Genomic DNA, 22,934 nt, shown 5'->3' on the forward strand with positions numbered 1-22,934 from the left:
GTGTGGCCTCGCAGCCGGTGCGGGCGCTGTCACATGAGCGGGGGCACCAATTGTGTTGCGTCGTTCCGCAATACGAGAGCCGGCCGCAGCGGTGGCGGATCCGCGCCGGGCCGAACGCGCAGACCGCCGAGATGTCCCCGGATGCCGGTTTCACAACCTGCGGCACGGCATGCGACGTAGGCTGACAGGTCCGGCTCCCGTGTCGGCGTGGCGACGGCGAAAGGTGTTGGCACAGTGAAGGTGACAGTGATCGGGGCCAGTGGCCTCATCGGGACCCTGCTCGTCGATCTCCTGACGCGGGAAGGCGAGGACGTGGTCGCCGCGTCCCGGCGCTCCGGTGTCGATGTGCTCAGCGGGGCAGGCCTCGCCAAGGCCTTGGCGGGCGCCGACGCCCTCGTCGACGTCACGAACTCGCCGTCCTTCGCCGACGAGGTCGTGATGGATTTCTTCGTCCGGTCGACCACCAATCTGGTGGCCGCGGCACAGGCGGCGGGGGTCGGCCACTATGTCGCACTGTCGATCGTGGGCGTCGACGCCCTGCCGGACAGTGGCTACATGCGGGCGAAGGTCGCGCAAGAGCGGATCATCGAGGCGTCCGGGTTGCCCTACTCGATCGTGCGTGCCACGCAGTTCCATGAGTTCGCAAAGGCGATCGTCGAGTCGATGGTCGTCGAGATCGACACCGATGAGGGCGACGAGCACGATGTGCGGGTGCCGTATGCGCTGATTCAACCGATCGCGGCCGATGAGGTGGCGGCCTACCTGGCCGAGGTCGCGATCGAGCCGCCGCGCAACCATGTGATCAATATCGGTGGACCAGAGAAGATCCCGTTCTCCCGGATGGCCCGGGAGGTGCTGGCGCTGCATCATGACGACCAGCGGGTGGTGGTCGACCCGCACGCGAAGTACTTCGGCACGACGCTGAAGAAGGACAGCCTGGTCACCGGGGCCGGGGCGATGATCGCCTCGATTCCTTTCTGATCGGCCTCACGCCAGCAGCGGCGCCAATTGGGTTGCGCAGTCCTGCAACACCGGAATCTGCTTCCGCAGGAGCTGCTCCTGCTCGGCCCGTCCCGACATGGCCACCGCGGCCACCAAGGTGGCGGTGGTCGACCGGACCGGCACCGCGACACACGCCGAATCGGCCCGCAGCTCCCCGGTCTGGACGGCGTAGCCGCGCTCCCGGACCTCGGCGAGCTGTTCGGCCAGAGCGGATTTCGAGGTGATGGTGCGGTCGGTGAGCGTCGCCGGGTTGAGGGCGAGCAGCGTCTCGGCATCGTGCTTCTCCGCGAGCAGCAGCTTGCCGACGGCACTGGCGTGCAGGTGCCGGTTGAGCACCGATTCGTCTGCGGGCGGCGGGTATTCGCCGTCGGCGTCGGCGAGGCGCACCGAGGTGTTTGTGAAGTAGAACAGGTGCACCCCGAAGCGCACCGACAGCCGCAGCTCGGCCAACGTCTCGCGGGCCTTGGTGCACACGGTGGGGGAGACCGCGGCATCGATCAGCAGGCCCATCCGCGGGCCCAGCGCGAAGCCCGACAGGTCCGGCAGCCGCACGATGTAGCCGTCGGCGACAAGGAGATTCAGCAGCCGGTAGGTGGTGGCCGACGGCATGGACAGGTGCTCGGCGATGTCCTTCGCGGTGACCCCGGTGCCGGCCAGCGCGACGGCCTCGAGCACCTGAAGGGCGCTCTGGACGGCCTTGGGCTGGCGACCGGACAGCGCGCCGTCGGCGGGGCTCACCGGCGCACCTCCCACGGGTTGTAGTCGGCGAAGACGTCACCGGCGACCGTTTCGTCGAACACCCCGACGCGTTCGGCGAGATCGGGAATCTGCCGGCGGCGGGCCAGGAATGCCGCCAAACCCAGTGCCAGCAGCGCGGAGTAGACGGCGGTGGCGATCCACACCGGCGATGCCACGGTCAGCGCGGCCCAGACGATGATCGCGATCATGGTGGCGGCGGTGGCCAGTCCGACGATCAGTGGCACGGTGGTGAGCTCGCCGATCCGGCGCAGAAATGCCGGAGTGGCCAGACACACCAGCAGATACGCCACGATGTAGCCGTGGGCCGACACCGCCAGCAGCCCGACGAGGACGTCACGGCTGGACTCTGCGGCGAACAGGTAGGCGACCGGCACCGCGACGATCACCGGCATCGCGACGGTGAGTGCGACGTGCGGCGTGCGATAGCGCGGGTGGGCGTGGCCGAGGGCGTCCGGCAGCAGGCCCTCGCGTCCCATCGCGAACAGCGTCCGGGACAGCGCGGTGGTGGAGCCGATCACGCATGCGATCCACGACGCGGTGATGCCGACTTCCATCGCGACGGACAGCGCGCCGGCCAAGGTGTCGGCCGAGTCGGGGAGGGAGAGCACGATGGGCGTCGACCCGGTGCGGGTCTGGATCGTGCCGGTGGTCTGCAGGACGGCGGCGAACGTGTACAGCGCCCCCAGCGCCAGCGGCGTCCAGCGGATGGCCCGGCTGACGGTGACGAACGGGCGCTGCGCCTCGCGGGCCACGGTACTGGCGCTCTCGAAGCCCACGTACGAGGTGATCGCGAGCAGCAGCGCGAACCCCAGCGCGGAATGTGGCGCATCCGCAACGGCTTTCGGTGATGCGGCGCTACCGGTCACGGCCCCGCCGAAGGCGATCATCAACACCACCCCGGCGACCACGATCGCGAACAGCTCGACGGCGAGCGAGATGCGCGCCGACAGCCTGATGCCCCGCACCATGAGGATCAGTGCCGCGGCGCCGACCAGTACGGTCAGGCCGGCGATGACGGGTTTGCCTGCCGGCACCCCGACGCGGCCCAAGAGCGTCGCCAGGTAGCCGGCCGCGCCGAGCGCGCTCGCCATCGCGGCCGCGGCGTAGCCGACGACCAGCGACCAACCCGCCGCGACACCGGGAACCGGGCCGAGGCCCTTGACGGTGTAGCTGTACAGCCCGCTCACCGCGACCATGCGGGTGGAGAACTGCGTGATGCAGTACCCGACCGCGGTCATCATGAGCGCGGTCAGGATGAACACCGCGATCGTGGTGTGGCCGGCCGCCGGCAGGACCAGCGCGGGCAGCGTGACCATCACGGCCGACGGCGCCACCGCCGACACCGACTGCCCGAGAACCTGGGTGAACGTCAGCTGCGCGCGCTGAAGCCCGGCGACCGGCGAGCGGCTCCGGATGGTTCGGGTGGGGCCCATTTGTCGGAAGGTAGCCGATGGCCGCCGACCTCGGCAGCGTTGTCGGGTAAACATCGAAAATCTTCAAATGAGAATCGGAGGCCGGGCCGGCCTCGGTGCGGCCGACAGCGGGTCCGGAAATTGACGCGAACTGCGATTATCGACCGGCCCGAATGAGAATGCCGGAGCCATTCCAAATGAGAATCCGAATTCGCGAAATACCCATTCGGAATTAGTGGTGACGCGCACCACATCGAGGCGTAGACATGATTCCCATGACAGCCACGCTCAGTACCGATCTGGACCCGCGGACCGCCGATTTCATTTCCCGTCCGCAGCAGATGTACGTCGACGGACAGTGGGTCGAATCGGCGTCCGGCCGGCGGTTCGACACCGTCGACCCCGCCACCGAGCAGGTCATCACGACGGTCCCGCACAGCGACGCCGAAGACGTCGAGCGGGCAGTGCGGGCGGCACGCCGGGCTTTCGAGGACGGCCCGTGGCCGACCATGACGCCCGCCGAGCGGCAGCGCATGATCTGGCGCATCGCCGAGGGCATCACGGCCCGGGCCGATCAGTTCGCCGAACTCGAGAGCATCGACAACGGCAAGTCCGTCGCCGTCGCGAAGGCCGTCGATGTCACCTGGGCCGCGGAGATCTTCTACTACTACGCCGGCTGGGCCACCAAGATCGAGGGCCGCACCGTGCCGGTATCGGTGCCGTGGGCGCCGGGCGCCAAGTTCCACGCCTTCACGCTGCGTGAGCCCGTCGGTGTCTGCGCCCAGATCACCCCGTGGAACTTCCCGCTGGTCATGGCCGCGTTCAAAGTCGCACCGGCCCTGGCCTGCGGGAACACCGTCATCCTCAAGCCCGCCGAGCAGACCCCGCTGACCGCGGTGCTGCTCGCCGAGGTCATCGCCGAGGCCGGCGTCCCGGCCGGGGTGTTCAACCTGCTGACCGGCTTCGGTGACGTCGGCGCGGCACTCTCGGCACACGACGGCGTCGACAAGGTGGCCTTCACCGGCTCCACCGAGGTGGGCAAGAAGATCGTCAACGCCGCATCCGGCAACCTCAAGAAGGTCTCGCTGGAACTGGGCGGCAAGAGCCCGCAGGTGGTGTTCGCCGACGCCGATCTCGAAGCCGCGATTCCCGGCGTGGCCGGCGGCTTCCTGTTCAACCACGGCCAGACCTGCACGGCCGGCACCCGGCTGCTGGTCGAGGACGCCATCTTCGACGAGTTCACCCAGGGCGTCGCCGAGCACGCGGCCGGCCTGCGGATCGGGCCCGGGCTCGACCCCACCAACGACATCGGCCCGCTGGTCTCGCGCGAGCAGCTCACCAAGGTCACCGGTTACCTCGACGACGGCATCGCACAGGGCGCACGGGCCCTGGCCGGCGGCGGCCGGCACGGCGACAGCGGCTTCTACGTGCAGCCCACGCTGCTGGTCGACGTGCACCGCGACTTCAACGTCTACCAGGAGGAGATCTTCGGGCCGGTCGCCGTGGCCGTGCCCTTCAACCGCGACCGCGGCGTGCGCGAAGCCGCCAACGACACCCCCTACGGGCTGGCCGCCAGCGTGTGGACGCGCGACGTCTCGACCGCGCACCGGGTGGCGCAGCAGATCAAGGCCGGCACGGTGTGGGTCAACTGCCACAACGCGTTCGATACGGCGCTGCCGTTCGGCGGCTACAAACAATCGGGCTGGGGCCGTGAACTCGGTGAGGGCGCCATCGCCGAATACACCCAGACGAAAGCCATCAACATCGCGCTGTGAATTCGGGAGCCAAATGAGAATTCGCCCATTCGGCAATTCTCATTTGAACTCACTCAAGCCTTACCGCACCGCAACCAATTTACATTCAATTCCAGCGAAGGTGCTGTCATGACAACTGACGCAGTTCTCGATGCCGGTCGAAGCACCGGTGCTCAGCCCAATCGATTGACGGGCCGGCTCGGCCCGGTGGCGATCGTGTTCATGGTCGTCGCCGCCGCCGCTCCGCTGACCGTCGTCGCCGGCACCTTCCCGATCGGCATCGCCGCCGGCAACGGGGCGGCCTACCCGGGTTCGTACGTCGTCTGCACCGCGGTGCTGCTGCTGTTCGCGGTCGGGTTCACCGCCATGGCCCGCCACATCTCGGGCGCCGGCGCGTTCTACACCTACATCGCGCACGGCTTCGGCCGGCATGCCGGGCTCGGTGCCGCGTTCCTGGCGCTGCTCTCCTACACCGCGGTCCAGGTCGGGGTGTACGGCTACATCGGTGCGTCCATCAACGAGCTCGTCACCGCCCACGGCGGACCCGTCGTGCCGTGGTATCTCTACGCGCTGCTGATGATGGCGGTCACCGGATTCCTGGGTTACCGGCACATCGAGCTGTCGGGCAAGGTGCTCGGTGTCCTCCTGGTCTGCGAGGTCGGCATCGTGCTGGTGATCAACGCCGCGGTCATCGGACATGGCGGCGCACAAGGGCTTTCGACGGCCGTGCTGCACTCGGGCAACTTCTTCTCCGGGGCGCCGGGCATCGCCCTGATCTTCGCGCTGGCCGGCTACATCGGTTTCGAGGCGACGGCGGTGTTCCGCGACGAGGCCCGTGACCCGGTGCGGACCATCCCGCGGGCGACGTACGCCGCGCTGCTGCTGATCGGTGGCTTCTACGCGCTCAGCAGCTGGGCGCTCGTCAGCGCGTGGGGTGACGCCGGCGCGGTCGACGAGGCGACGAAGAATCCCGCGACCATGCTCACCGAGACCGCGACCCACTACGTCGGTGCGGTGGCCGGCGACCTGGTCCAGATCTTCTTGATCACCAGCCTTTTCGCGGCGCTGCTGTCCTTCCACAATGTGCTGGCCCGCTACATCTTCTCGCTCGGCAACAGCCGGGCACTGCCCGGGCGCTGCGGCCGCTCCCACCCGCGGCACGATTCCCCGCACGTCGCCTCGTTCGCCCAGACCCTCTCGGCGCTGGTGCTGGTCGCGGCCTCGGTCCTGGCCGGCCTGGACCCGGTGACCCAGGTGTTCACGTGGTTCGTGGGCGCCGCGTCGGTGGGGATCGTCGTGCTGATGACCCTGACATCCGCGGCCGTCGTCGTCTACTTCCGCCGCACCCGACTCGACACCCGGCCGTGGCACACCGTGATCGCGCCGAGCCTCGGCTTCGCCGGTCTGGCAGTGCTGTCGGTGATGACCGCGGTCAACCTGCCGCTGCTGGTCGGTGGTTCCGGAACCTTGGCCGCGATCATCGGCGTCCTGCTGGTCGGTGCCTTCGCCGGCGGCATCGCGGTCGCGGTGATGCGACCGCACGCCGGAGCTCAACAGAACGAAAACCCTGATATCGCAAAGGAGATCGCACGATGACTGCCACTATTGAACCGCAGGTGACCACAGTTCCGGACCACCCGCTCACCCCGCTGAGCGCCGACGAGATCCGCGCCGCACGCCGCATCGTCGACGCGCACGGCCTGCTCGGTGACAGCGTCCGCTTCGTGTTCGTCGCACTGGAGGAGCCGCACAAGAGCGAGGTGCTGGCCTTCCGCCCCGGTGCCGCCATGGACCGCCGCGCCCGGGTGCTGCTGCTGGACCGCGCCACCGGCCAGGGCTCCGATCTGGTGGTGTCGGTGACCGAGGGCCGCGTCGTCAGTGAGGTGGCGATCGACAGCACCTGCGACGGCCATGTGCCGATCCTGGACCAGGAGTTCGAGGACATCGAGGCGTTCCTGCTCGACTGTCCCGAATGGATCGAGGCCATGACCAAACGCAAGCTGAATCCGGCTGACGTGCGGGCGGTTCCGCTGTCGGCCGGCGTCTTCGGTCACGAGGACGAGGTCGGCCGGCGCATCGTCCGGGTGCTGGCGTTCTACCAGTACGACGCCGCCGACCTGCCGTGGGCGCACCCGATCGACGGCGTCGTCGCCTACGTGGACCTCACGGGCCGCAAGGTCGTCAAGGTGATCGACGAGATCGAGCTGCCGCTGCCCACCGAACGCGGCGAGTGGGATGCCGCGCCGCATGCCGTCCCGGCCCGCACCGACCTCAAGCCCATCGAGATCACCCAGCCCGAGGGCGCGAGCTTCACCGTCGACGGCAACCAGATCACTTGGGCCGATTGGTCTTTCCGCTTCGGCTTCGATGTGCGTGAGGGCCTGACGCTGCACCAGCTGTCGATCGACGGGCGGCCGGTGGTGTACCGCGCGTCCATCGCCGAGATGGTGGTGCCGTATGCCGATCCGTCACCGGTCCGCTACTGGCAGAACTACTTCGACCAGGGGGAGTACCTGTTCGGCCGGTACACCAATGCCCTCGAACTGGGCTGCGACTGCCTCGGCGAGATCAAGTACTTCGACGTCACCATCGCCGACGAGAACGGCGAGCCCAAGCTGATGAAGAACGCGATCTGCCTGCATGAGGAGGACTACGGCGTGCTGTGGAAGCACACCGACATGTTCAACGGCATGGCCGAGGTCCGGCGGTCGCGGCGTCTGGTGATCTCGTTCTTTCTGACCATCGGCAACTACGACTACGGCTTCTACTGGTACCTCTACCTCGACGGCACCATCGAGTTGGAGGCCAAGGCCACCGGCATCGTGTTCGCATCGGCTTACCGTGGGCCGGAGGGCTTTTCCACCGAGATGGCGCCGGGCCTGGGCGCGCCGTTCCATCAGCACATGTTCTCGGCACGGTTGGACATGGCGGTCGACGGACTGACCAACACTGTCGAGGAAGTGGACGCCGTCGGTGTCCCGATGGGACCGGAGAACCCGTGGGGCAACGCCTTCCGCCCGCAGAAGACCAAGCTGACGCACGAGCTCGAAGCCATGCGCACCGCCGACAACCTCAAGGCCCGGGTCTGGCACATCACGAACCCGACCAAGCAGAACCGGCTGGGCCAGAACGTCGGCTATGCGCTGCATCCCGAGGGGCAGCCCACCTTGCTGGCCGATCCGTCGAGCTCCATCGCCAAGCGCGCGGCCTTCGCGACCAAGCACCTGTGGGTGACGAAATACGATCCGGCAGAGCGGTATCCGGCCGGTCAGTTCGTCAACCAGCACCCGGGCGATGCCGGCTTGCCGTCGTACGTCGCGCAGGACCGCAACATCGAGGGCGAGGACATCGTGGTGTGGCACACCTTCGGGCTGACGCACTTCCCGCGGCCCGAGGACTGGCCCGTGATGCCGGTGGACTACGCCGGATTCAAGCTCAAGCCGGTCAGCTTCTTCGATCGCAATCCGGCGCTGAATGTGCCGCCGTCACCGAAGAAGTCGCACTGCTGCAACGGCTGAGCGGGAAATGAGCTGCCGGGCCTGGTCACCCCCGAAGACCAGGCCCGGCTTTCCGCTGTCGGGGACCGCTCAGCGGTTGGAGAGCCCGGAAAGCCGCCACGCCAACTGATTTCGCACGGCAGGAACGCGGCCCGCCAGCCCGATCGCCAGGTTCCGGATGGGGCGGACCGGTGCGGGCAAGGTGGCCAGCCGGGTCAGGCGGTCGGTCAGCGTCACGACTTGCTGCGCCAGGGGGCGTCGGGCCGCGCTGTAGTCGTCGAGTACCGCGTCGCGTCCCGTCGCCAAAGCAGTTGCCAGGGCTGCACTCAACGCGAGCGCGTCCTGGATACCCAGGTTCATGCCCTGGCCGCCGGCGGGGCTGTGGACGTGGGCGGCGTCGCCGGCGAGCAGTACCCGGCCGGCCCGGTAGCTGTCGGCGACCCGGTGGTGCACCCGGAACCGGGAGCCCCACTCGACGCCGGTCACCGTCACCCGGCCGGGCCCGAAGGCGCGGGTGTCGAGCAGGTTCTGGACGAAGGCGACCGACGGTTCCTCGGGCGCCGAGTCGACGGGCGCCACGATCCGGTACGTGCCGCCGGGTAGCGGCGCGACGACCGTCAGCCCGGTGGACGCCCAGAACAGGATCACCTCGTCGTCGGTGACGTCGCCGCTGAGGCGGACGTCGGCCAGGGCGAACGACTGCCCGTACTGCCCGCCGCTGAACCCGATTCCAGCCTGCTCCCGCACGACGCTGTGCATGCCGTCGGCGCCGACGAGGTACCGCGCCCGGATGACGTCGCCGTCCTCGAACTGCGCCGTGACGCCGCGGGCGTCCTGCGTCACGCCGGTCAGCGTCTTCGGCCGGATCACCTTGCCGCCGAGCTCGGCCAGGCGGTCGAGCAGCACCTGCTCGGTGGTGCACTGCGGCACCATCAGGCTGTAGGGGTAGCGGGTCGGCAGCGTGCTGAAGTCGACCGGGATCAGGGTCCGGTGGCCATCGCGGATGGTGAACCGCGGAGCCGGAATGCCCAGCTCAACCAGGCGTTCGGAGACGGCCAGTTCTTCGAGCACCTCCAGCGTGCGGGCGTTCACCACTGCGGCGCGTGACGTGTTGGCGCCCGCGGCCAGGCGGTCGACCACCAGGGCGTCGACACCGCGGGCCTGCAGCGCGGCGGCAAGGGCCAGTCCGGTGGGGCCTGCTCCGACGATCAGGACATCGGTGTCGGTCATCTGCGTCTCCTTCCGCGTATGCCAACAGTTGTTGGCATAACCATGGTTACGCGTTTCGGCACCGAAGTCAACATGTGTTGGCATACAGTTGTTGGCATGCGCAGATCGTCAGAAGAGACCAAGGCCGTGATCCTGGCCGCCGCCCGGGAGCGGTTCGCCACGACCGGTTACCAGGCGGCGACCATCAGGGCCATCGCCGCCGACGCGCACATCGACCCGTCGATGGTGATGCGGTACTTCGGCAACAAGGACCAATTGTTCGCCGCCGCAGCCGAATTCGACCTGCGCTTCCCCGACCTGTCCAACGTCCCGAAGACCGAACTCGGGGCCGCGCTGGTCGCGCATTTCCTCGACCGCTGGACGCAGGACGAGGGACTGATCGTGCTGCTGCGCTCCTCGACCACGAATGCCGATGCGGCGCAGCGCATGCAGAGCATCTTCGCCGACCAGTTGCGCCCCGCCATTGCGCGGCTCAGGCCCACCGATCCCGCACGCTGCGCCGGGCTGATCGCCACGCAGGTGCTCGGCATGGCGATGTGCCGCTTCGTGCTGAAGCTGCCACCCATCGTCGCGATGAGTGACGACGACCTCGTCCACTGGCTCGCACCGACGCTGCAGCGCTATCTCGACGAGGCCTGATCAGCTGTCGGGGACGCCGATCCGCCGGTAGCGCTGCAGCCGCACCCCGAGCCGCTGGGCCGCGGGCACGGTGTGCAGCGCATGCAGTTCGGCGGCGATGGCGGCAGACATCCGCTCCGTGAACCCGGCCGGGTCGTCGGCGGCGTCGACTTCCTCGGACACGATGACGTCGACGATGCCGGTCTTGAGCAGATCGGCCGACCGAACCCCTTGGGCGGCAGCAAGTTCCGGGGCATGGTCGACGTCGCGGTAGACGATGGCGCTGGCGCCTTCCGGTGGCAGCGGAGCCAGCCAGCCGTGCTGGGCGGCCAGCACCCGGTCGGCCGGCACCATCGCCAGCGCCGGGCCACCGCTGCCCTGACCCAGCAGCACCGACACCGTCGGCGTATCGAGCGTGACGAGTTCGGCGAGGCACAGCGCGATCTCCCCGGCGAGCCCGTCCTCCTCGGCCTGCTGCGACAGTGCGGGGCCGGCGGTGTCGATCACGAGCACCAGCGGCAGTTGCAAGCCGGCCGCCAGCGCCATGCCGCGGCGGGCCTCCCGCAGCGCGCGCGGCCCGACGAGGCCGCCGATCACGCGACGCTGACCGACCACCACGGCGGGCTGCCCGCCGAACCGGGCCAGCGCCAGCAGCGTCGTCCCCGATTCGCCGCGCCCGGTCCCGGACAACAGCACCCGGTCCGTGGCCCCGTGCGCCAGCAGGTAGTCCACGCCGGGCCGGTCCGCGCGCCGCGACGCCGCCACCGACTCCCACGCCGGCACCTCAGGGATTTGTGCACGATTTTCCGCGCCCACCGCGGATTTTCGTGCACAAATCCCTGGGTCGGGCGGGTCGGCGACCACCGTCAGCACGCGATTGACGACACCGCGCAGCTTCTCGAGCGGCACGACGCTGTCGATGACACCGTGGGCGAAGAGGTGTTCGGCGGTCTGCACCCCTTCGGGGAACGGCTCGCCGTAGAGGTGCTCGTACACCCGCGGCCCGAGGAACCCGACGAGCGCGCCCGGCTCGGCGGCGGTGAGGTGCCCGAGCGATCCCCAGGACGCGAACACCCCGCCGGTCGTCGGGTGCCGTAGATACACCAGGTACGGCAGGTGCGCTTTCTTGTGCAGCTCGACGGCCGCGGCGATCTTCACCATCTGCAGGAACGCGACGGTGCCTTCCTGCATGCGCGTCCCACCCGACGACGGCGAGGCGATCAGCGGCAATCCGAGCGCCGTCGCGCGCTGCACGGAAGCGGTGATCCGCTCGGCCGCGGCCACCCCGATCGAGCCGGCCAGAAAGTCGAATTCGCAGGCCACCACGGCCACCCGCCGGCCGGAGACGGTGCCCTCGCCGGTCAGGACGGACTCGTCCAGTCCGGTGCGCAGCGTCGCGTCGGCCAGTTCGGCGCGGTAATCGTCGGTGACGGCCACCTCCAGGGGCGGTCCGTCCCAGCTGCGGAACGATCCGTCGTCGAGGATGGCGTCGAAGAACTGACGGGCTCCGGTCCGACTCACCCGGGTCAGGCTAGTCGGCTACCGTCCGGCCCCGGTCCACACTTCGTCGTTTCGTGTCCGGCGCCTGACCTCGGCGGCCTGATCCTTCACCCACATGTCTTCGAACCGCTGTCCCTCGGGCTCGCGCCGGATCCGGTTCATCGCCCCGCTCAGCCACTTCGGCGGGGTGGCCGGCTCGTACATCGGCAGTGCCGAGGCCAGGGAGTACAGCGTCTTCAGCACGACGAACACCCCGAACATGCGGGCCGGTGAGTTGGTCACCGCGGCGGCGAAGATGCCGAAGATCAGCGCGAGATGCACCACGCCGACCCGCCCGAAGCTGCGGTTGGCGGTCTGCTCGAGCAGACCGAACGACCAGCGCCGCAGGTACGGCACATCCACGAGGAAATCGACCGCGACGATGACGAGCATCTGCAGGCAGCCGATGCCCGCGCTGCGCCAGTCGAGGCCCACCAGCTCGGCGTTCCCGTTGTGCGTGAGGATCAACAGGATCACGGCGATGAAGACGCCGTGCGCCGCACAGAACACCGCGTTGATGAAGAAGAACCCCTTGATGAAGGAACCGGGCTTGGCTCGTGACTCGATTGCTCCTCGCGTCCGCACGGGCCCCTTCGACTGCGGCGCTTCGTACCGGAAATGGCCGCGGCGCGGGTTCCACCGCTGCTGCAGGACGCCGCGGGCGTAGATGAACAGCAACCCGGCGACGGTCTCGAACCAGTAGACGATCAACGTCGTCGCCGCGGACCACTCCTGCGTGAACCAGCCGACCGCGGGAATCGCGTTGGCCGCGACGAGCGTCAACAGATGAGCGAACTGATTCGCCCTGGGTTGTTCGGGCGCAGTGGGCGGCACGCGCCCCATCGTCGCACCTGAACACCGGCGGCACTCCGCAACGCGGCTCGGCGCTCGATCGTGGCACCGCATAGGCTGGCCCAATGATCGGAGTGACGCGGGACGGCAATGTCCTGACCCTGGAAATGCAGCGCCCGGAGCGGCGCAACGCGCTGAACGCCGCGCTCGTCGACGGCGTCCGCGAAGAAATCGAGAAGGCCTCGCCGTCGGACACCCGCGCCATCGTGCTGACCGGGCAGGGCACCGTGTTCAGCGCGGGCGCCGACCTGTCCGACGCCGAGGGCGTCGCCAAGGAACTGCCGGACAAGGCCCTGGCCCTGAACCTGGCGATCGACGCGAGCCCGATCCCGATCATCGCGGCGCTCAACGGCCCCGCGATCGGCGCCGGCGTCATCCTCGCCATGATCTGCGACCTGCGGGTTGCCGCGCCGGGCGTGTTCTTCCAGTTCCCCATCGCCAAATACGGTCTGGCCCTGGACAACTGGAGCATCCGCCGGCTGACGTCCCTGGTCGGCCACGGCCGCGCCCGCGCCATGTTGCTCGCCGCCGAGCGTCTCGAACTGGAGACCGCGTTGCAGACCGGCATGGTCAACCGCACCGGCACGCTGGCCGACGCCCAGGCCTGGGCCGCCGAGATCGCCGGCTACGCGCCGCTGTCGCTGGCGCACTCCAAGCGCGTGCTGAACGACGACGGTGCCTACGACAACGTGCGCGGCGAACACACCCGCATGTTCAACAAGGCCTGGGCCAGCCCGGATGTGATCGAGGCGCAGGTGGCCCGGTTCGAGAAGCGGGCGCCGCGGTTCCAGGGCGCCTGATGCTACGACGGGCACTGCGGCTGATGTGGGGAACGGCGGCGCTGGCAGCCGGTGGCTGGGTCTTGCGGGCGCTCAACGGCACGCCGGCCGCACTCGGCGCCGGCCCCGCGGACATCAACGCGGTGGCCGCCGATTCGCCCAATTATCACGACGGCGTGTTCGTCAACCTCGAGCCGCCGTCCGGTACCGAGCTGACGCGCGAACAGCAGGCCGGCCTGGTCCGTGAACTGCTGACCAGCAGCGCGGTCCAGCGTCCGCCGATGCCCATCCCGCTGGTGGTGCCCGATCCCGGGCTCCCCGCCGGGGACCTCGCGGTTACCTGGTACGGGCACTCCTCGGCGCTGATCGAGATCGACGGCTACCGCGTGCTGGCGGACCCGGTGTGGAGCCGACGCTGCTCGCCGTCGCGCCGGGTGGGTCCGCAGCGGCTCCACGAGGTGCCGGCGCCGCTGGAGGCACTGCCGGCCGTCGACGCGGTGATCATCAGCCACGACCACTACGACCACCTCGACATCGACACCGTCACACAACTGGCCGGCATGCAGCGGGCCAAGTTCTTCGTGCCGCTGGGGATCGGCGCGCATCTGCGGTTCTGGGGCATCCCGGCCGCGCGCATCGTCGAACTCGACTGGAACCAGAGCGCCACGCTCGGCGAGCTGACCCTGGTCTGCACCCCGGCCCGGCACTTCTCGGGACGGTTCCTGACGCGCAACACCACGCTGTGGGCGTCGTGGGCGTTGATCGGCCCGCAGCACCGGGCGTTCTTCGGCGGCGACACCGGCTACACCAAGAGCTTCGGGGACATCGGCGCCGACCACGGGCCGTTCGACCTGACCCTCATGCCCATCGGCGCGTACCACCCGGGCTGGCCGGACATCCACATGAATCCCGAGTTCGCGGTGCGGGCGCATCGCGACGTGACCGACAGCGGCCTGCTGGTGCCGATCCACTGGGCGACGTTCCGCCTGGCGCCACACCCGTGGTCCGAGCCGGTCGAGCGGATGATCATCGCCGCCCGTGACGAATCGGTGGACGTGGCCGTCCCGATGCCGGGCCAACGGGTGGAGCCGGCGCGGTTGCCGGGCCTTGATGAGTGGTGGCGGCCGTCTCAATAGCGATTTGTGCACGATTTTCCGCGCCTGCCGCGGATTTTCGTGCACAAATCCCGACGTAAAAGGGGGATGACGGGTGACTGTCGACGATCCGGAACGCAGCGTCACGACGGATCTCGCCGGTCTGTCGGATGCCGACGTCGCCCAGCGCGTCGCCGCCGGCCAGACCAACGACGTCCCGACGCGGGCGGCCCGCAGTGTCTCGGAGATCATCCGCGCCAACGTCTTCACGCGAATCAACGCGATTCTCGGCACGCTGTTCCTGATCGTCCTGGCGACGGGCTCGGTCATCAACGGGCTGTTCGGGCTGCTGATCGTCGCCAACAGTGCCATCGGCATCATCCAGGAGCTGCGGGCCAAGCAGACCCTCGACCGGCTGGCCATCGTCGGGCAGGCAAAACCGTTGGTGCGCAGGCAGTCCGGCACTCAGGAACGACCCGCGGGCGAGGTGGTGCTCGACGACGTCATCGAACTCGGCCCCGGTGATCAGATAGTGGTCGACGGCGTCGTGCTGGAAGCCGCCAACCTCGAGGTCGACGAGTCACTGCTCACCGGTGAGGCCGACCCCATCGACAAAGGCGCCGGCGACACCGTCATGTCGGGCAGCTTCGTGGTCGCCGGGAGCGGTTCCTACCGTGCGACCAAAGTCGGGCGCGCGGCATACGCCGCCCAATTGGCCGCTGAGGCAAGCAAATTCACCCTGGTGAAGTCCGAGCTGCGCAGCGGCATCAACACCATCCTGCGGTTCATCACCTACCTGCTGTGGCCGGCCGGTGCGCTGATCATCTACACCCAGCTGTTCACCGTCACGGGCGTGGGCTGGAAGGAGTCGGTGCTGCGGACCGTCGGTGCCCTGGTGCCGATGGTGCCCGAAGGCCTGGTGCTCATGACGTCGCTGGCGTTCGCCGTCGGCGTGGTCCGGCTGGGCCGGCGGCAGTGCCTGGTGCAGGAGCTGCCGGCCATCGAAGGCCTGGCCCGCGTCGACGTGGTGTGCGCCGACAAGACCGGAACGCTGACCGAAAACGGTATGCGGGTAAGCGATCTGAGCACCTTCACGGCCGACGACGCGGCGTCGGTGCTGGCGCAGATGGCGGCCGACGACGTCCGGCCCAACGCCAGCATGGCCGCCATCGCCGAGGCGTACAAACTGCCGCCGGGCTGGACCCAGACCGCGAACGCGCCGTTCAAATCGGCGACCAAATGGAGCGGGGTGTCCTACGGCGAGCACGGCAACTGGGTGCTCGGCGCGCCCGACGTCCTGCTCGCGGCCGGTTCACCCGAAGCCGAGCAGGCCGAACAGATCGGCGCCCAGGGCCTGCGGGTGCTGCTGCTCGGCTCGTCGGACCGCCCCGTCGACGCACCCGACGCGCCCGGTGAGGTGACGCCCGCGGCGCTGGTGACGCTGGAGCAGCGCGTCCGCCCCGATGCCGGCGAGACGCTGGAGTACTTTGCGCAGCAACATGTCTCGGTCAAAGTGATCTCGGGCGACAACGCGGTGTCGGTGGGTGCGGTGGCCGGTTCGCTCGGCCTGAACGGCGAGACCCTCGACGCCCGTCGGCTCCCGGACGATCCGGAACAGTTGGCCGAAACCGTCAGTGAATACACCACGTTCGGCCGGGTCCGGCCGGACCAGAAGCGCGCCATGGTGCATGCCCTGCAGTCGCGTGGCCACACCGTCGCGATGACCGGCGACGGCGTCAACGACGTGCTGGCCCTCAAGGACGCCGACATCGGTGTCGCGATGGGATCGGGCAGCTCGGCGACGCGGGCCGTCGCGCAGATCGTGTTGCTGGACAACAAGTTCGCCACCCTGCCGTATGTGGTGGGGGAGGGCCGCCGGGTGATCGGCAACATCGAGCGCGTCTCGAACCTGTTCCTCACCAAGACGGTCTACTCGGTGCTGTTGGCGGTTCTGGTGGGCCTGGCGGGTCTGTCCGCCAGGTTCTTCGGCACCGAGCCCGTGCTGTATCCGTTCCAGCCCATTCACGTCACCATCGCGGCGTGGTTCACCATCGGCATTCCGGCGTTCATCCTGTCGCTGGCGCCGAACAATGAACGCGCACACCATGGTTTCGTGCGCCGGGTGATGACGGCCGCGCTGCCGTCGGGCCTGGTGGTGGGTGCCGCGACGTTCGCCTCCTACCTGCTGGCCTATCACGGGAAGTACGCGGACGCGGTCGAGCAGAACCAGGCGTCCACCGCGGCGCTGATCACGCTGCTGGTGTCGGCGGTGTGGGTGCTGGCGGTGGTGGCACGGCCGTACCAGTGGTGGCGTGTCGCGCTGGTCGCCGCGTCGGCGTTGGCATATGTGGTGATTTTTTCGATTCCCTGGGCGCAGCAACAGTTCATGCTCGACCCGTCGAACCTGGCGCTGACCTCGGCGGCCGTCGGAATCGGGCTGGTGGGCGCCGGTGCGATCGAGGTGTTGTGGTGGCTGCAGGGCCGCTGGCTGGGCGAGCCGCGACGGTTGTGGCGAACCGAAGAGCAATGAAGAATGAGCACGTTCACCGGACAATCCGGCAATAGATAGGGTGGGAATCATGGGATTTCTGGACAAGGTGAAGGACCTGGCGGCGCAGAACGCCGACAAGGTCGAGGCCGCTATCGAGAAGGTCGGCGACATCGTCGACGAGAAGACCGAAGGCAAGTTCAAGGGCGCTGTCGACAGCGCCCAGGAAGCGGCGAAGAAGGCCGTCGCAGGAGACCAGCCTGCTGCTGAGGCTCCTGCCGAGGGGACGCAAGAACAGCAGTAGTCATGGCAAAACTCGCAAGTTCCATCGAAGTACCGCTGTCGCCCGAAAAGGCCTGGGAGGCAGCGTCGGACCTCTCCCGGTATGACGACTGGCTGTCCATCCACCGGATGTGGCGCAGCCCGTTGCCCGAGACCCTGGGGAAGGGCACGCAGATCTCGTCCGTCGTCGAGGTCAAGGGCATGCTGAACCGGGTCGACTGGACCATCGTGCACTACAACCCGCCGGGATCGTTGACCCTCAACGGCGTCGGTAAGGGTGGCGTCAGGGTCAAGTTGATGGCCAAGATCACGCCGGCCGGCGACGGTTCGAACGTGGCGTTCGACATCCACCTCGGTGGCCCGGCCCTGTTCGGCCCCATCGGCATGGTGGTGGCGGCTGCACTGCGGTCCGACATCCACCAGTCACTGGAGAAGTTCAAGGCGCTGTTCGCGTCGGTGTAGGCCCGTCAGACGAAGGTGGCGAGAATTCTCGAATTCTCGCCACCTTTTTCATGTCGGCTTTCTTGTCGACGCCGCCGCGATGAGTTTTCGGCGGGGTGCTTGTCTGTATCGGTGACCACCCAGTCATTCGTCTAGGGAGAACACCATGGCCACTCGTACCGCGACCCCACTGGGCGCGCCCATCTGGATCGACCTCGCCACCTCGGATGTGGCCGGCGCCCAGGCGTTTTACCGCACCGTGCTGGGCTGGGACTACGAAAACCCGGGACCCGACTACGGGGGCTACATCAACGCCCGGCGCGACGGCCGCTACGTCGGCGGCATGATGGCGAGCGACCCGGCGTGGAACGCCCCCGACGCGTGGACCGTGTACCTGCACACCGCTGACATCCGGGCCACCGTCGACGCTGCCGTCGCCGCCGGCGCCACCAACTGCATCCCGGCCATGGAGGTGCCCGAGAAGGGCTGGATGGCCATGCTGACCGACCCGACGGGCGCCTTCTTCGGCCTGTGGCAGCCGACCGGGCACCAGGGCTTCGAGGCGTACGAGGAGGCCGGCGCCCCGGTGTGGTTCCAGCTGACCACGACCGACTTCGCCAAGGCCACCGAGTTCTACACGACGGTGTTCGGCTGGGAGCTGCAGGTCGAGGCCGACAGCCCCGAGTTCCGATACAGCAACGCCATCTTCGATGGCGAGCCGCTGATCGGCGTCATGGACGGCTCCGTCATTCCCGGTCTGGACCGTTCCACGTGGAACGTCTTCCTCGGCTGCGACGACGTCGACAAGACCATCGAACTGATCACCGCCAACGGCGGCTCCGTGGTGCGCGCCGCCGAAGACACCCCGTACGGCCGGCTGGCGGCCGTCACCGACCCGACGGGCGCGGCGTTCAACCTGTCGTCGCTGAAGGACTGACCGGCGAGCCTGAGCTTGTGTCCGAAAATCCCACGGATTCTCGGACACAAGCTCATTTTCGGCCCAAAAAACTGTCCCGATCCGGCCCGCTCGGTGCTCCTACCGATATGAACATCCACTGGCGGCACCAGCACCCCGCGACTATCACCGATGGGCCGACCTACGAGATCGTCGACCAGCTCCACGATCGTCACGCCGTAGGCGTCACGGCGGACCGCTTGGCGGCGACGGTCGCGGGCTGGCTCGCCGAACTGGATGTGCAGAGCCCATTGACCGAGGAACTGGCCCGCGCGACGCAGCGCGGTGACTGGCCCACCACCCACGCCATCTGCGACCAGCTGTCCATCGATCTGATGATCGCGGCCTGACGTGGCGCTACGGCGTCCGCTGACCGGTCAGCAGCGTCTCGATCAGTTCGCGGTACGGACCGACCAGATACGCGGTGTCGCCGGCGCACAGTTGGGCGTCGCGCCGCGGTCGCGGCAGCGTGGTGCCCGCCCGCGCGATGGCGATGACCCGAATCTGCGTCGGCACCTCCGCCATCCGCATCCCGTCGAGCGCGCTGCCCGCGTCGATGTGGACGCCGCCCACCATGAACGACTGCTGGCCCACCGAGAAGGTGCCCACGACCTGTAGCCCCATCGCCGCGCCGACGAACCACGGGGCCGCCAGCTCGACCGTCGACCGGACGTGCGCGAAGCCGAAGCGCCCCGCCACCGCCGCTCCGAGGGTGCGGTCGTAGATCCGCAGCACCAGCGGGACGTCGGGCCGGTCGATTTCCGGCAGCACCCGGGGACTGAGCATCTCGCGCAGCACGATGCCGGTCTCGATGTTGACCATGTCGTCCTGCGTCAGCACCGCGATGGCGCGCGCCCGGTCCAGGCGGGCGAGCTCGAGTGTCTGGCGCAGGGTCGCGTCGCCGAAGATCACCGGGACATCCAGCTGGGCGGCCTGGGCCAGGAACCGGTTGGTCTCGTCCCGTTCGATGACGGCGACGTCGTAGCCGGCCGCAACCAGGTCGCTGACCACCCGGATACCGAACGAGCCGAGGCCCACCACGACGATGTGGTTGCGCAGGTGCTGCACCCGCCGGCGCCCCGACGAGTTGCCGAGCCGACGGGACAGCAGCGCGTCGGCGACGAACGCGACCAGGATCGCGGTGGTGGTGACGCCGGCGAACATGAGCCCAATGCCCCACAGCCGCAACCAGGTTGGTTGATGCATGAAGCTGAAATCGCCGTAGCCGACCGTCGCGATGGTCTCGGTCGAGAAGTACAGCGCATCGATCCAGCTCATGCCGGCCGGGTTGTGATAGGCGAAGCGCAGCAGCACCGTCGACCCGAGCAGCAGCGACATCGACGTGCCCAGGGCCCACCAGAAGATGGGGTTGATGTCGTCGCGCAGGACGCGCAGCGTGTCGATTACGCGGCGCGGCCATGGGCGGTGGGTTCGGTTGCTCAGCGGACGCGGCACCGTGATGCCGGCGTCCGCGAGTTCGTCGGCGGTGCCGATCATGGCGGTCCAGTCGCCGGCGCGCACCTCGAAATCCCTACCGGGACAAGGCGTCACCTCGCCAGGCGCGTCCGAGTTCTCCCCGCGGACGACGGCGACGGGCGCCAGGTCACCGAACATCTCCCGCAGTGTGGCGTCGCGCGGGGCGTCGGTGCCGGAGATGACGTAGTCCACGCCGGCCACCGAGATGGTGTGGGTCGTGCGGGCCAGGCAGGCCTCGACGACCGACGGCGCGGCCAGGTCGGCGACGTCGAGAACTGCGCCCGGTCCGTTGTCCTGCGCCACCGCGGCGCGCAGCACGCTGTTGGCCAGCCGGGTCACCACCCGGACTGTGGGGTTGAGTTCCCTTGCCAGCAGCGCGATTTCGAGGTTGACGGCGTCGTCGTCGCCGGCGCAGACGATGGCGGCGGCGCTGGTGACGATGGCCGCCTTGAGGCCGGCGGGTTCGTGGATCGTCACGACGGTGGCGCCCGCCGCCTGCAACCCTTCGGTGATCCGGTTGGCCAGCGCGTCGGTGCCGCAGACGATGACGTGCCCCTTCATGTGGCCTACTGACCAACCAGCGCGAAGTCGGCGAAGTCGAAGCCGGGCACCACGACACAGCTCACCAGGGTGGGTTCGTCGTCACGGGGACGCGCCCGCTGCCAGTGCCCCGGCGGGACCAGCGCCTGCGGCCGTTCGCCCGCCGCAATGTCCGCCCCGAGCAGCACGGTGTCCGCGGTCGCCTGCTCCGGCCCGACCTCCAGCAGCAGCGGACTGCCGCGGTGGAACAGCCACAGCTCGGCGCTGTGCACGGTGTGCCAGGCGGACTGCTGCCCGGGCAGCAGCAGGAACAGGATCGCGGTCCCGGCGCTGCGCGGGCCGGAATACTGCGCGGGCAGCGCGGATTGGGGGACGGTCAGGTCGCTGCGCCAGGTCTCGCGGTACCAGCCGCCTTCCGGATGCGGCGACAGGTCGAGCTGCCGCGCCCAATCGGGGAGATCGGTCATGGCACTTGAGGCTACGGCTGATCAGCTGCGTCGGCCTGCCGGACGGTCTATACGCTCTTGTCATGGAACGGTTGCGGCCCGCCTGGATCGTCGCGCTGTGCGCGTTGGTGCTGTTGGTCAGTGCCTGGTTGCCGTGGCTGTCGAGCCCGGCGGGGCACGCGAACGCCATCGGCGGGAAGGTCGGGCACATCACTGTTCCGCCACCGGGTTTCGGTGTCGGGCAGCTGATGGTCCTGTTGTCCTCATGCCTGCTCGTGGCGGCCACGATGGCCGCGCGCCGGCTCTCGTCGCGCGCGGCTTCCGTTGTGGCCCTGGTACTTTCGGCCGGGGTGGCGGCGCTCGGGGTCTGGTATCACGTGCTGTACGTGCACAGCCCGGTGGTCGCGTCGTACGGGCTGTACATCGGTCTGGTGTCGGCGGTGCTGGCGATCGTGCTGTCGGTGCTGGCCTCCGTCGTCGCCTGGCGGTCGTGATGGGATTCGTCGAGCCCGTCGTGCTGACGGGGCAGCGATGGGTGACTCTGGAGCCGCTCACCACCGATCACATCCCCGAGATCGCCGCGGCCGCCGCCGATGAAGACCTGGGCCGGTTGTGGTTCACGTCCGCGCCCTCGCCGGCGACGGCAGCGGAATGGGTGCAGGCACGGTTGGCGGTGCAGCATCCAGATACCGGGCTGACGTTCGTCGTGCGCGCGCTCGACGGCCGGCTCATCGGGTCGTCCAGCTATCTCAATGTGGACGGTCCCAACCGCCGCCTGGAGATCGGCGCCACCTGGTACGTGGAGTCGGTTCGCCGGACCGGGGTGAACACCGAAGCCAAGCTGCTGCTGCTCTGGCACGCTTTTGAAGCGCTCGACTGTATAGCAGTGGAGCTGCGAACCCACTTCTTCAACTCGGCGAGTCGCGCGGCAATTGAGCGGCTCGGAGCCAAGCTCGACGGGGTACTGCGCTCACATCAGTTGCTCAGTGACGGCTCCCGCCGGGACACCGTGGTGTATTCGATCCTCGATGTCGAATGGCCTGCGGTGCGCAACAACCTGCAATTCCGCCTGAACCGGTGACTGACCGCGGCCCTGTGATCAGCATGTCTTGAGCAAAACTTGACAGTTTGCCAAGCTATGTTTTTGAATTCGTGTCTAATCGTGACCGAATTGTGATTTGATCCAAGCATCGGTTCGTTCGCTTGATCGGGGGGACGGATGTACGCAATGAGCTTCAAGTCGTATGCGGGTGTCATGCTCGCGGCCGCTCTGATCGCGGGCGCGGGGGTGGCGGCGGCGCCCCCGAGCAACGCCGACTCGGCGTCGTACGTCGACCCCATGTCCTACGGTCAGCAGACCGGTCAGCCCGCCGGCCAGCAGTACGCCGGCCCCGCCCGGACCATGGGCGCGGTACAGGCCTCGAACTCCGGCTGGCCGGGCCAGTGCACGTGGGGTGCGCTGCAGATGGCCTACCAGAACGTGGGCTACTACCCGGACATCCACGGCAACGCCAAGGTCTGGGCGGACGCCGCACGGTCCCGCGGCTGGACGGTCGTGGACGAACCGCAGGCCCGGTCCATCGCGGTGTACCCCGCCGAACTGCCCGGGGTGAGCCAGTACGGTCATGTGGCCTGGGTGAATTCGGTGTCCGGCCGCTGGATCAACATCACCGAGATGAACAACGAGTCCCACGGCGGGCCGTTCGCCTGGTGGACCCGCGACACCCAGCACATCCCCGGGATGAGCTACATCCTGATTCCCTGACGCCG

The 22,934-nt window shown here is 68.5% G+C and carries 22 protein-coding genes; 15 read left to right on the forward strand and 7 right to left on the reverse strand.

The window, feature by feature from the left end; genetic code table 11:
- The first annotated feature begins 234 nt into the window (after positions 1-234).
- A complete protein-coding gene (locus tag ACJH6J_RS21290; protein ID WP_318986766.1) occupies positions 235-981 on the forward strand; it encodes an SDR family oxidoreductase in 747 nt (248 codons plus the stop codon).
- Between the two features lie 6 nt (positions 982-987).
- Here ACJH6J_RS21290 and ACJH6J_RS21295 read toward each other — a convergent pair whose 3' ends face one another.
- Both ACJH6J_RS21295 and ACJH6J_RS21300 read right to left on the reverse strand, forming a co-directional pair.
- Positions 988-1,740, reverse strand: a complete 753-nt coding sequence (locus tag ACJH6J_RS21295; RefSeq protein ID WP_226520654.1) for an IclR family transcriptional regulator — start codon at positions 1,738-1,740, stop codon at positions 988-990.
- Positions 1,737-3,194, reverse strand: coding sequence for an APC family permease (locus tag ACJH6J_RS21300; RefSeq protein ID WP_226520655.1), 1,458 nt, complete (start codon positions 3,192-3,194; stop codon positions 1,737-1,739). Before ACJH6J_RS21300 ends, ACJH6J_RS21295 begins: the two co-directional genes overlap by 4 nt.
- Before the next feature lie 254 nt (positions 3,195-3,448).
- On the opposite strand from ACJH6J_RS21300, the gene ACJH6J_RS21305 reads away from it, so the two are divergent.
- From ACJH6J_RS21305 to ACJH6J_RS21315, 3 genes are all read left to right on the forward strand, one after another.
- On the forward strand, positions 3,449-4,948 hold the full coding sequence (locus ACJH6J_RS21305; protein ID WP_226522057.1) for an aldehyde dehydrogenase family protein: 1,500 nt from the start codon (positions 3,449-3,451) through the stop codon (positions 4,946-4,948).
- A gap of 108 nt (positions 4,949-5,056) precedes the next feature.
- Positions 5,057-6,523, forward strand: a complete 1,467-nt coding sequence (locus ACJH6J_RS21310; protein WP_346414795.1) for an APC family permease — start codon at positions 5,057-5,059, stop codon at positions 6,521-6,523.
- Entirely contained in the window at positions 6,520-8,445 is a 1,926-nt protein-coding gene (locus tag ACJH6J_RS21315) for a primary-amine oxidase (RefSeq protein ID WP_346414796.1), read from the forward strand. Before ACJH6J_RS21310 ends, ACJH6J_RS21315 begins: the two co-directional genes overlap by 4 nt.
- A 69-nt stretch (positions 8,446-8,514) precedes the next feature.
- On the opposite strand, the gene ACJH6J_RS21320 is transcribed toward ACJH6J_RS21315, so the two are convergent.
- Positions 8,515-9,654, reverse strand: coding sequence for an FAD-dependent monooxygenase (locus tag ACJH6J_RS21320; RefSeq protein ID WP_346414797.1), 1,140 nt, complete (start codon positions 9,652-9,654; stop codon positions 8,515-8,517).
- A 96-nt stretch (positions 9,655-9,750) separates the two neighbouring features.
- Here ACJH6J_RS21320 and ACJH6J_RS21325 point away from each other — a divergent pair, with 96 nt between their 5' ends.
- A complete protein-coding gene (locus tag ACJH6J_RS21325) occupies positions 9,751-10,293 on the forward strand; it encodes a TetR family transcriptional regulator (RefSeq protein WP_346414798.1) in 543 nt (180 codons plus the stop codon).
- On the opposite strand, the gene ACJH6J_RS21330 is transcribed toward ACJH6J_RS21325, so the two are convergent.
- Together ACJH6J_RS21330 and ACJH6J_RS21335 are read right to left on the reverse strand one after the other, a co-directional pair.
- Entirely contained in the window at positions 10,294-11,793 is a 1,500-nt protein-coding gene (locus tag ACJH6J_RS21330; RefSeq protein WP_346414799.1) for a carboxyl transferase domain-containing protein, read from the reverse strand.
- Positions 11,794-11,811: 18 nt separating this feature from the next.
- On the reverse strand, positions 11,812-12,645 hold the full coding sequence (locus ACJH6J_RS21335) for a DUF6498-containing protein (RefSeq protein WP_318986762.1): 834 nt from the start codon (positions 12,643-12,645) through the stop codon (positions 11,812-11,814).
- Positions 12,646-12,728: 83 nt separating this feature from the next.
- Here ACJH6J_RS21335 and ACJH6J_RS21340 point away from each other — a divergent pair, with 83 nt between their 5' ends.
- The 7 genes from ACJH6J_RS21340 (at position 12,729) to ACJH6J_RS21370 (ending at position 19,052) form a co-directional block, all read left to right on the forward strand.
- Positions 12,729-13,463, forward strand: a complete 735-nt coding sequence (locus tag ACJH6J_RS21340; RefSeq protein ID WP_226520662.1) for an enoyl-CoA hydratase — start codon at positions 12,729-12,731, stop codon at positions 13,461-13,463.
- Positions 13,463-14,578, forward strand: a complete 1,116-nt coding sequence (locus ACJH6J_RS21345; RefSeq protein ID WP_318986761.1) for an MBL fold metallo-hydrolase — start codon at positions 13,463-13,465, stop codon at positions 14,576-14,578. Before ACJH6J_RS21340 ends, ACJH6J_RS21345 begins: the two co-directional genes overlap by 1 nt.
- A 73-nt stretch (positions 14,579-14,651) precedes the next feature.
- A complete protein-coding gene (locus tag ACJH6J_RS21350) occupies positions 14,652-17,066 on the forward strand; it encodes an HAD-IC family P-type ATPase (protein ID WP_406804498.1) in 2,415 nt (804 codons plus the stop codon).
- 49 nt (positions 17,067-17,115) lie between these two features.
- On the forward strand, positions 17,116-17,328 hold the full coding sequence (locus ACJH6J_RS21355; RefSeq protein WP_212813150.1) for an antitoxin: 213 nt from the start codon (positions 17,116-17,118) through the stop codon (positions 17,326-17,328).
- 2 nt (positions 17,329-17,330) lie between these two features.
- On the forward strand, positions 17,331-17,768 hold the full coding sequence (locus tag ACJH6J_RS21360; protein ID WP_212813148.1) for an SRPBCC family protein: 438 nt from the start codon (positions 17,331-17,333) through the stop codon (positions 17,766-17,768).
- 145 nt (positions 17,769-17,913) lie between these two features.
- Complete coding sequence (locus ACJH6J_RS21365) at positions 17,914-18,684, forward strand: VOC family protein (RefSeq protein WP_318986759.1); 771 nt, start codon at positions 17,914-17,916, stop codon at positions 18,682-18,684.
- A 107-nt stretch (positions 18,685-18,791) separates the two neighbouring features.
- Positions 18,792-19,052, forward strand: coding sequence for a hypothetical protein (locus ACJH6J_RS21370; protein WP_212813138.1), 261 nt, complete (start codon positions 18,792-18,794; stop codon positions 19,050-19,052).
- A gap of 7 nt (positions 19,053-19,059) precedes the next feature.
- On the opposite strand, the gene ACJH6J_RS21375 is transcribed toward ACJH6J_RS21370, so the two are convergent.
- Positions 19,060-20,739, reverse strand: a complete 1,680-nt coding sequence (locus ACJH6J_RS21375) for an NAD-binding protein (RefSeq protein ID WP_318986758.1) — start codon at positions 20,737-20,739, stop codon at positions 19,060-19,062.
- A 5-nt stretch (positions 20,740-20,744) separates the two neighbouring features.
- A complete protein-coding gene (locus ACJH6J_RS21380) occupies positions 20,745-21,185 on the reverse strand; it encodes a cupin domain-containing protein (RefSeq protein WP_318986757.1) in 441 nt (146 codons plus the stop codon).
- A 62-nt stretch (positions 21,186-21,247) separates the two neighbouring features.
- Here ACJH6J_RS21380 and ACJH6J_RS21385 point away from each other — a divergent pair, with 62 nt between their 5' ends.
- The 3 genes from ACJH6J_RS21385 (at position 21,248) to ACJH6J_RS21395 (ending at position 22,929) form a co-directional block, all read left to right on the forward strand.
- A complete protein-coding gene (locus ACJH6J_RS21385) occupies positions 21,248-21,658 on the forward strand; it encodes a hypothetical protein (RefSeq protein WP_318986756.1) in 411 nt (136 codons plus the stop codon).
- On the forward strand, positions 21,655-22,245 hold the full coding sequence (locus ACJH6J_RS21390; protein ID WP_318986755.1) for a GNAT family N-acetyltransferase: 591 nt from the start codon (positions 21,655-21,657) through the stop codon (positions 22,243-22,245). The genes ACJH6J_RS21385 and ACJH6J_RS21390 overlap by 4 nt, the downstream gene beginning before the upstream one ends.
- Before the next feature lie 147 nt (positions 22,246-22,392).
- A complete protein-coding gene (locus tag ACJH6J_RS21395) occupies positions 22,393-22,929 on the forward strand; it encodes a CHAP domain-containing protein (protein ID WP_318986754.1) in 537 nt (178 codons plus the stop codon).
- Positions 22,930-22,934 lie beyond the last annotated feature (5 nt).

It is taken from the genome of Mycobacterium sp. SMC-18 (assembly GCF_045310895.1).
GTDB lineage: Bacteria > Actinomycetota > Actinomycetes > Mycobacteriales > Mycobacteriaceae > Mycobacterium.

Bases quoted from the DNA above. Each gene is read 5' to 3' on its own strand.
- ACJH6J_RS21300 (WP_226520655.1), bottom strand. From the start codon at position 3,194: ATGGGCCCCACCCGAACCATCCGGAGCCGCTCGCCGGTCGCCGGGCTT.
- ACJH6J_RS21305 (WP_226522057.1), top strand. From the start codon at position 3,449: ATGACAGCCACGCTCAGTACCGATCTGGACCCGCGGACCGCCGATTTC.
- ACJH6J_RS21310 (WP_346414795.1), top strand. From the start codon at position 5,057: ATGACAACTGACGCAGTTCTCGATGCCGGTCGAAGCACCGGTGCTCAG.
- ACJH6J_RS21315 (WP_346414796.1), top strand. From the start codon at position 6,520: ATGACTGCCACTATTGAACCGCAGGTGACCACAGTTCCGGACCACCCG.
- ACJH6J_RS21320 (WP_346414797.1), bottom strand. From the start codon at position 9,654: ATGACCGACACCGATGTCCTGATCGTCGGAGCAGGCCCCACCGGACTG.
- ACJH6J_RS21325 (WP_346414798.1), top strand. From the start codon at position 9,751: ATGCGCAGATCGTCAGAAGAGACCAAGGCCGTGATCCTGGCCGCCGCC.
- ACJH6J_RS21340 (WP_226520662.1), top strand. From the start codon at position 12,729: ATGATCGGAGTGACGCGGGACGGCAATGTCCTGACCCTGGAAATGCAG.
- ACJH6J_RS21345 (WP_318986761.1), top strand. From the start codon at position 13,463: ATGCTACGACGGGCACTGCGGCTGATGTGGGGAACGGCGGCGCTGGCA.
- ACJH6J_RS21355 (WP_212813150.1), top strand. From the start codon at position 17,116: ATGGGATTTCTGGACAAGGTGAAGGACCTGGCGGCGCAGAACGCCGAC.
- ACJH6J_RS21360 (WP_212813148.1), top strand. From the start codon at position 17,331: ATGGCAAAACTCGCAAGTTCCATCGAAGTACCGCTGTCGCCCGAAAAG.
- ACJH6J_RS21365 (WP_318986759.1), top strand. From the start codon at position 17,914: ATGGCCACTCGTACCGCGACCCCACTGGGCGCGCCCATCTGGATCGAC.
- ACJH6J_RS21370 (WP_212813138.1), top strand. From the start codon at position 18,792: ATGAACATCCACTGGCGGCACCAGCACCCCGCGACTATCACCGATGGG.
- ACJH6J_RS21375 (WP_318986758.1), bottom strand. From the start codon at position 20,739: ATGAAGGGGCACGTCATCGTCTGCGGCACCGACGCGCTGGCCAACCGG.
- ACJH6J_RS21380 (WP_318986757.1), bottom strand. From the start codon at position 21,185: ATGACCGATCTCCCCGATTGGGCGCGGCAGCTCGACCTGTCGCCGCAT.
- ACJH6J_RS21385 (WP_318986756.1), top strand. From the start codon at position 21,248: ATGGAACGGTTGCGGCCCGCCTGGATCGTCGCGCTGTGCGCGTTGGTG.
- ACJH6J_RS21395 (WP_318986754.1), top strand. From the start codon at position 22,393: ATGAGCTTCAAGTCGTATGCGGGTGTCATGCTCGCGGCCGCTCTGATC.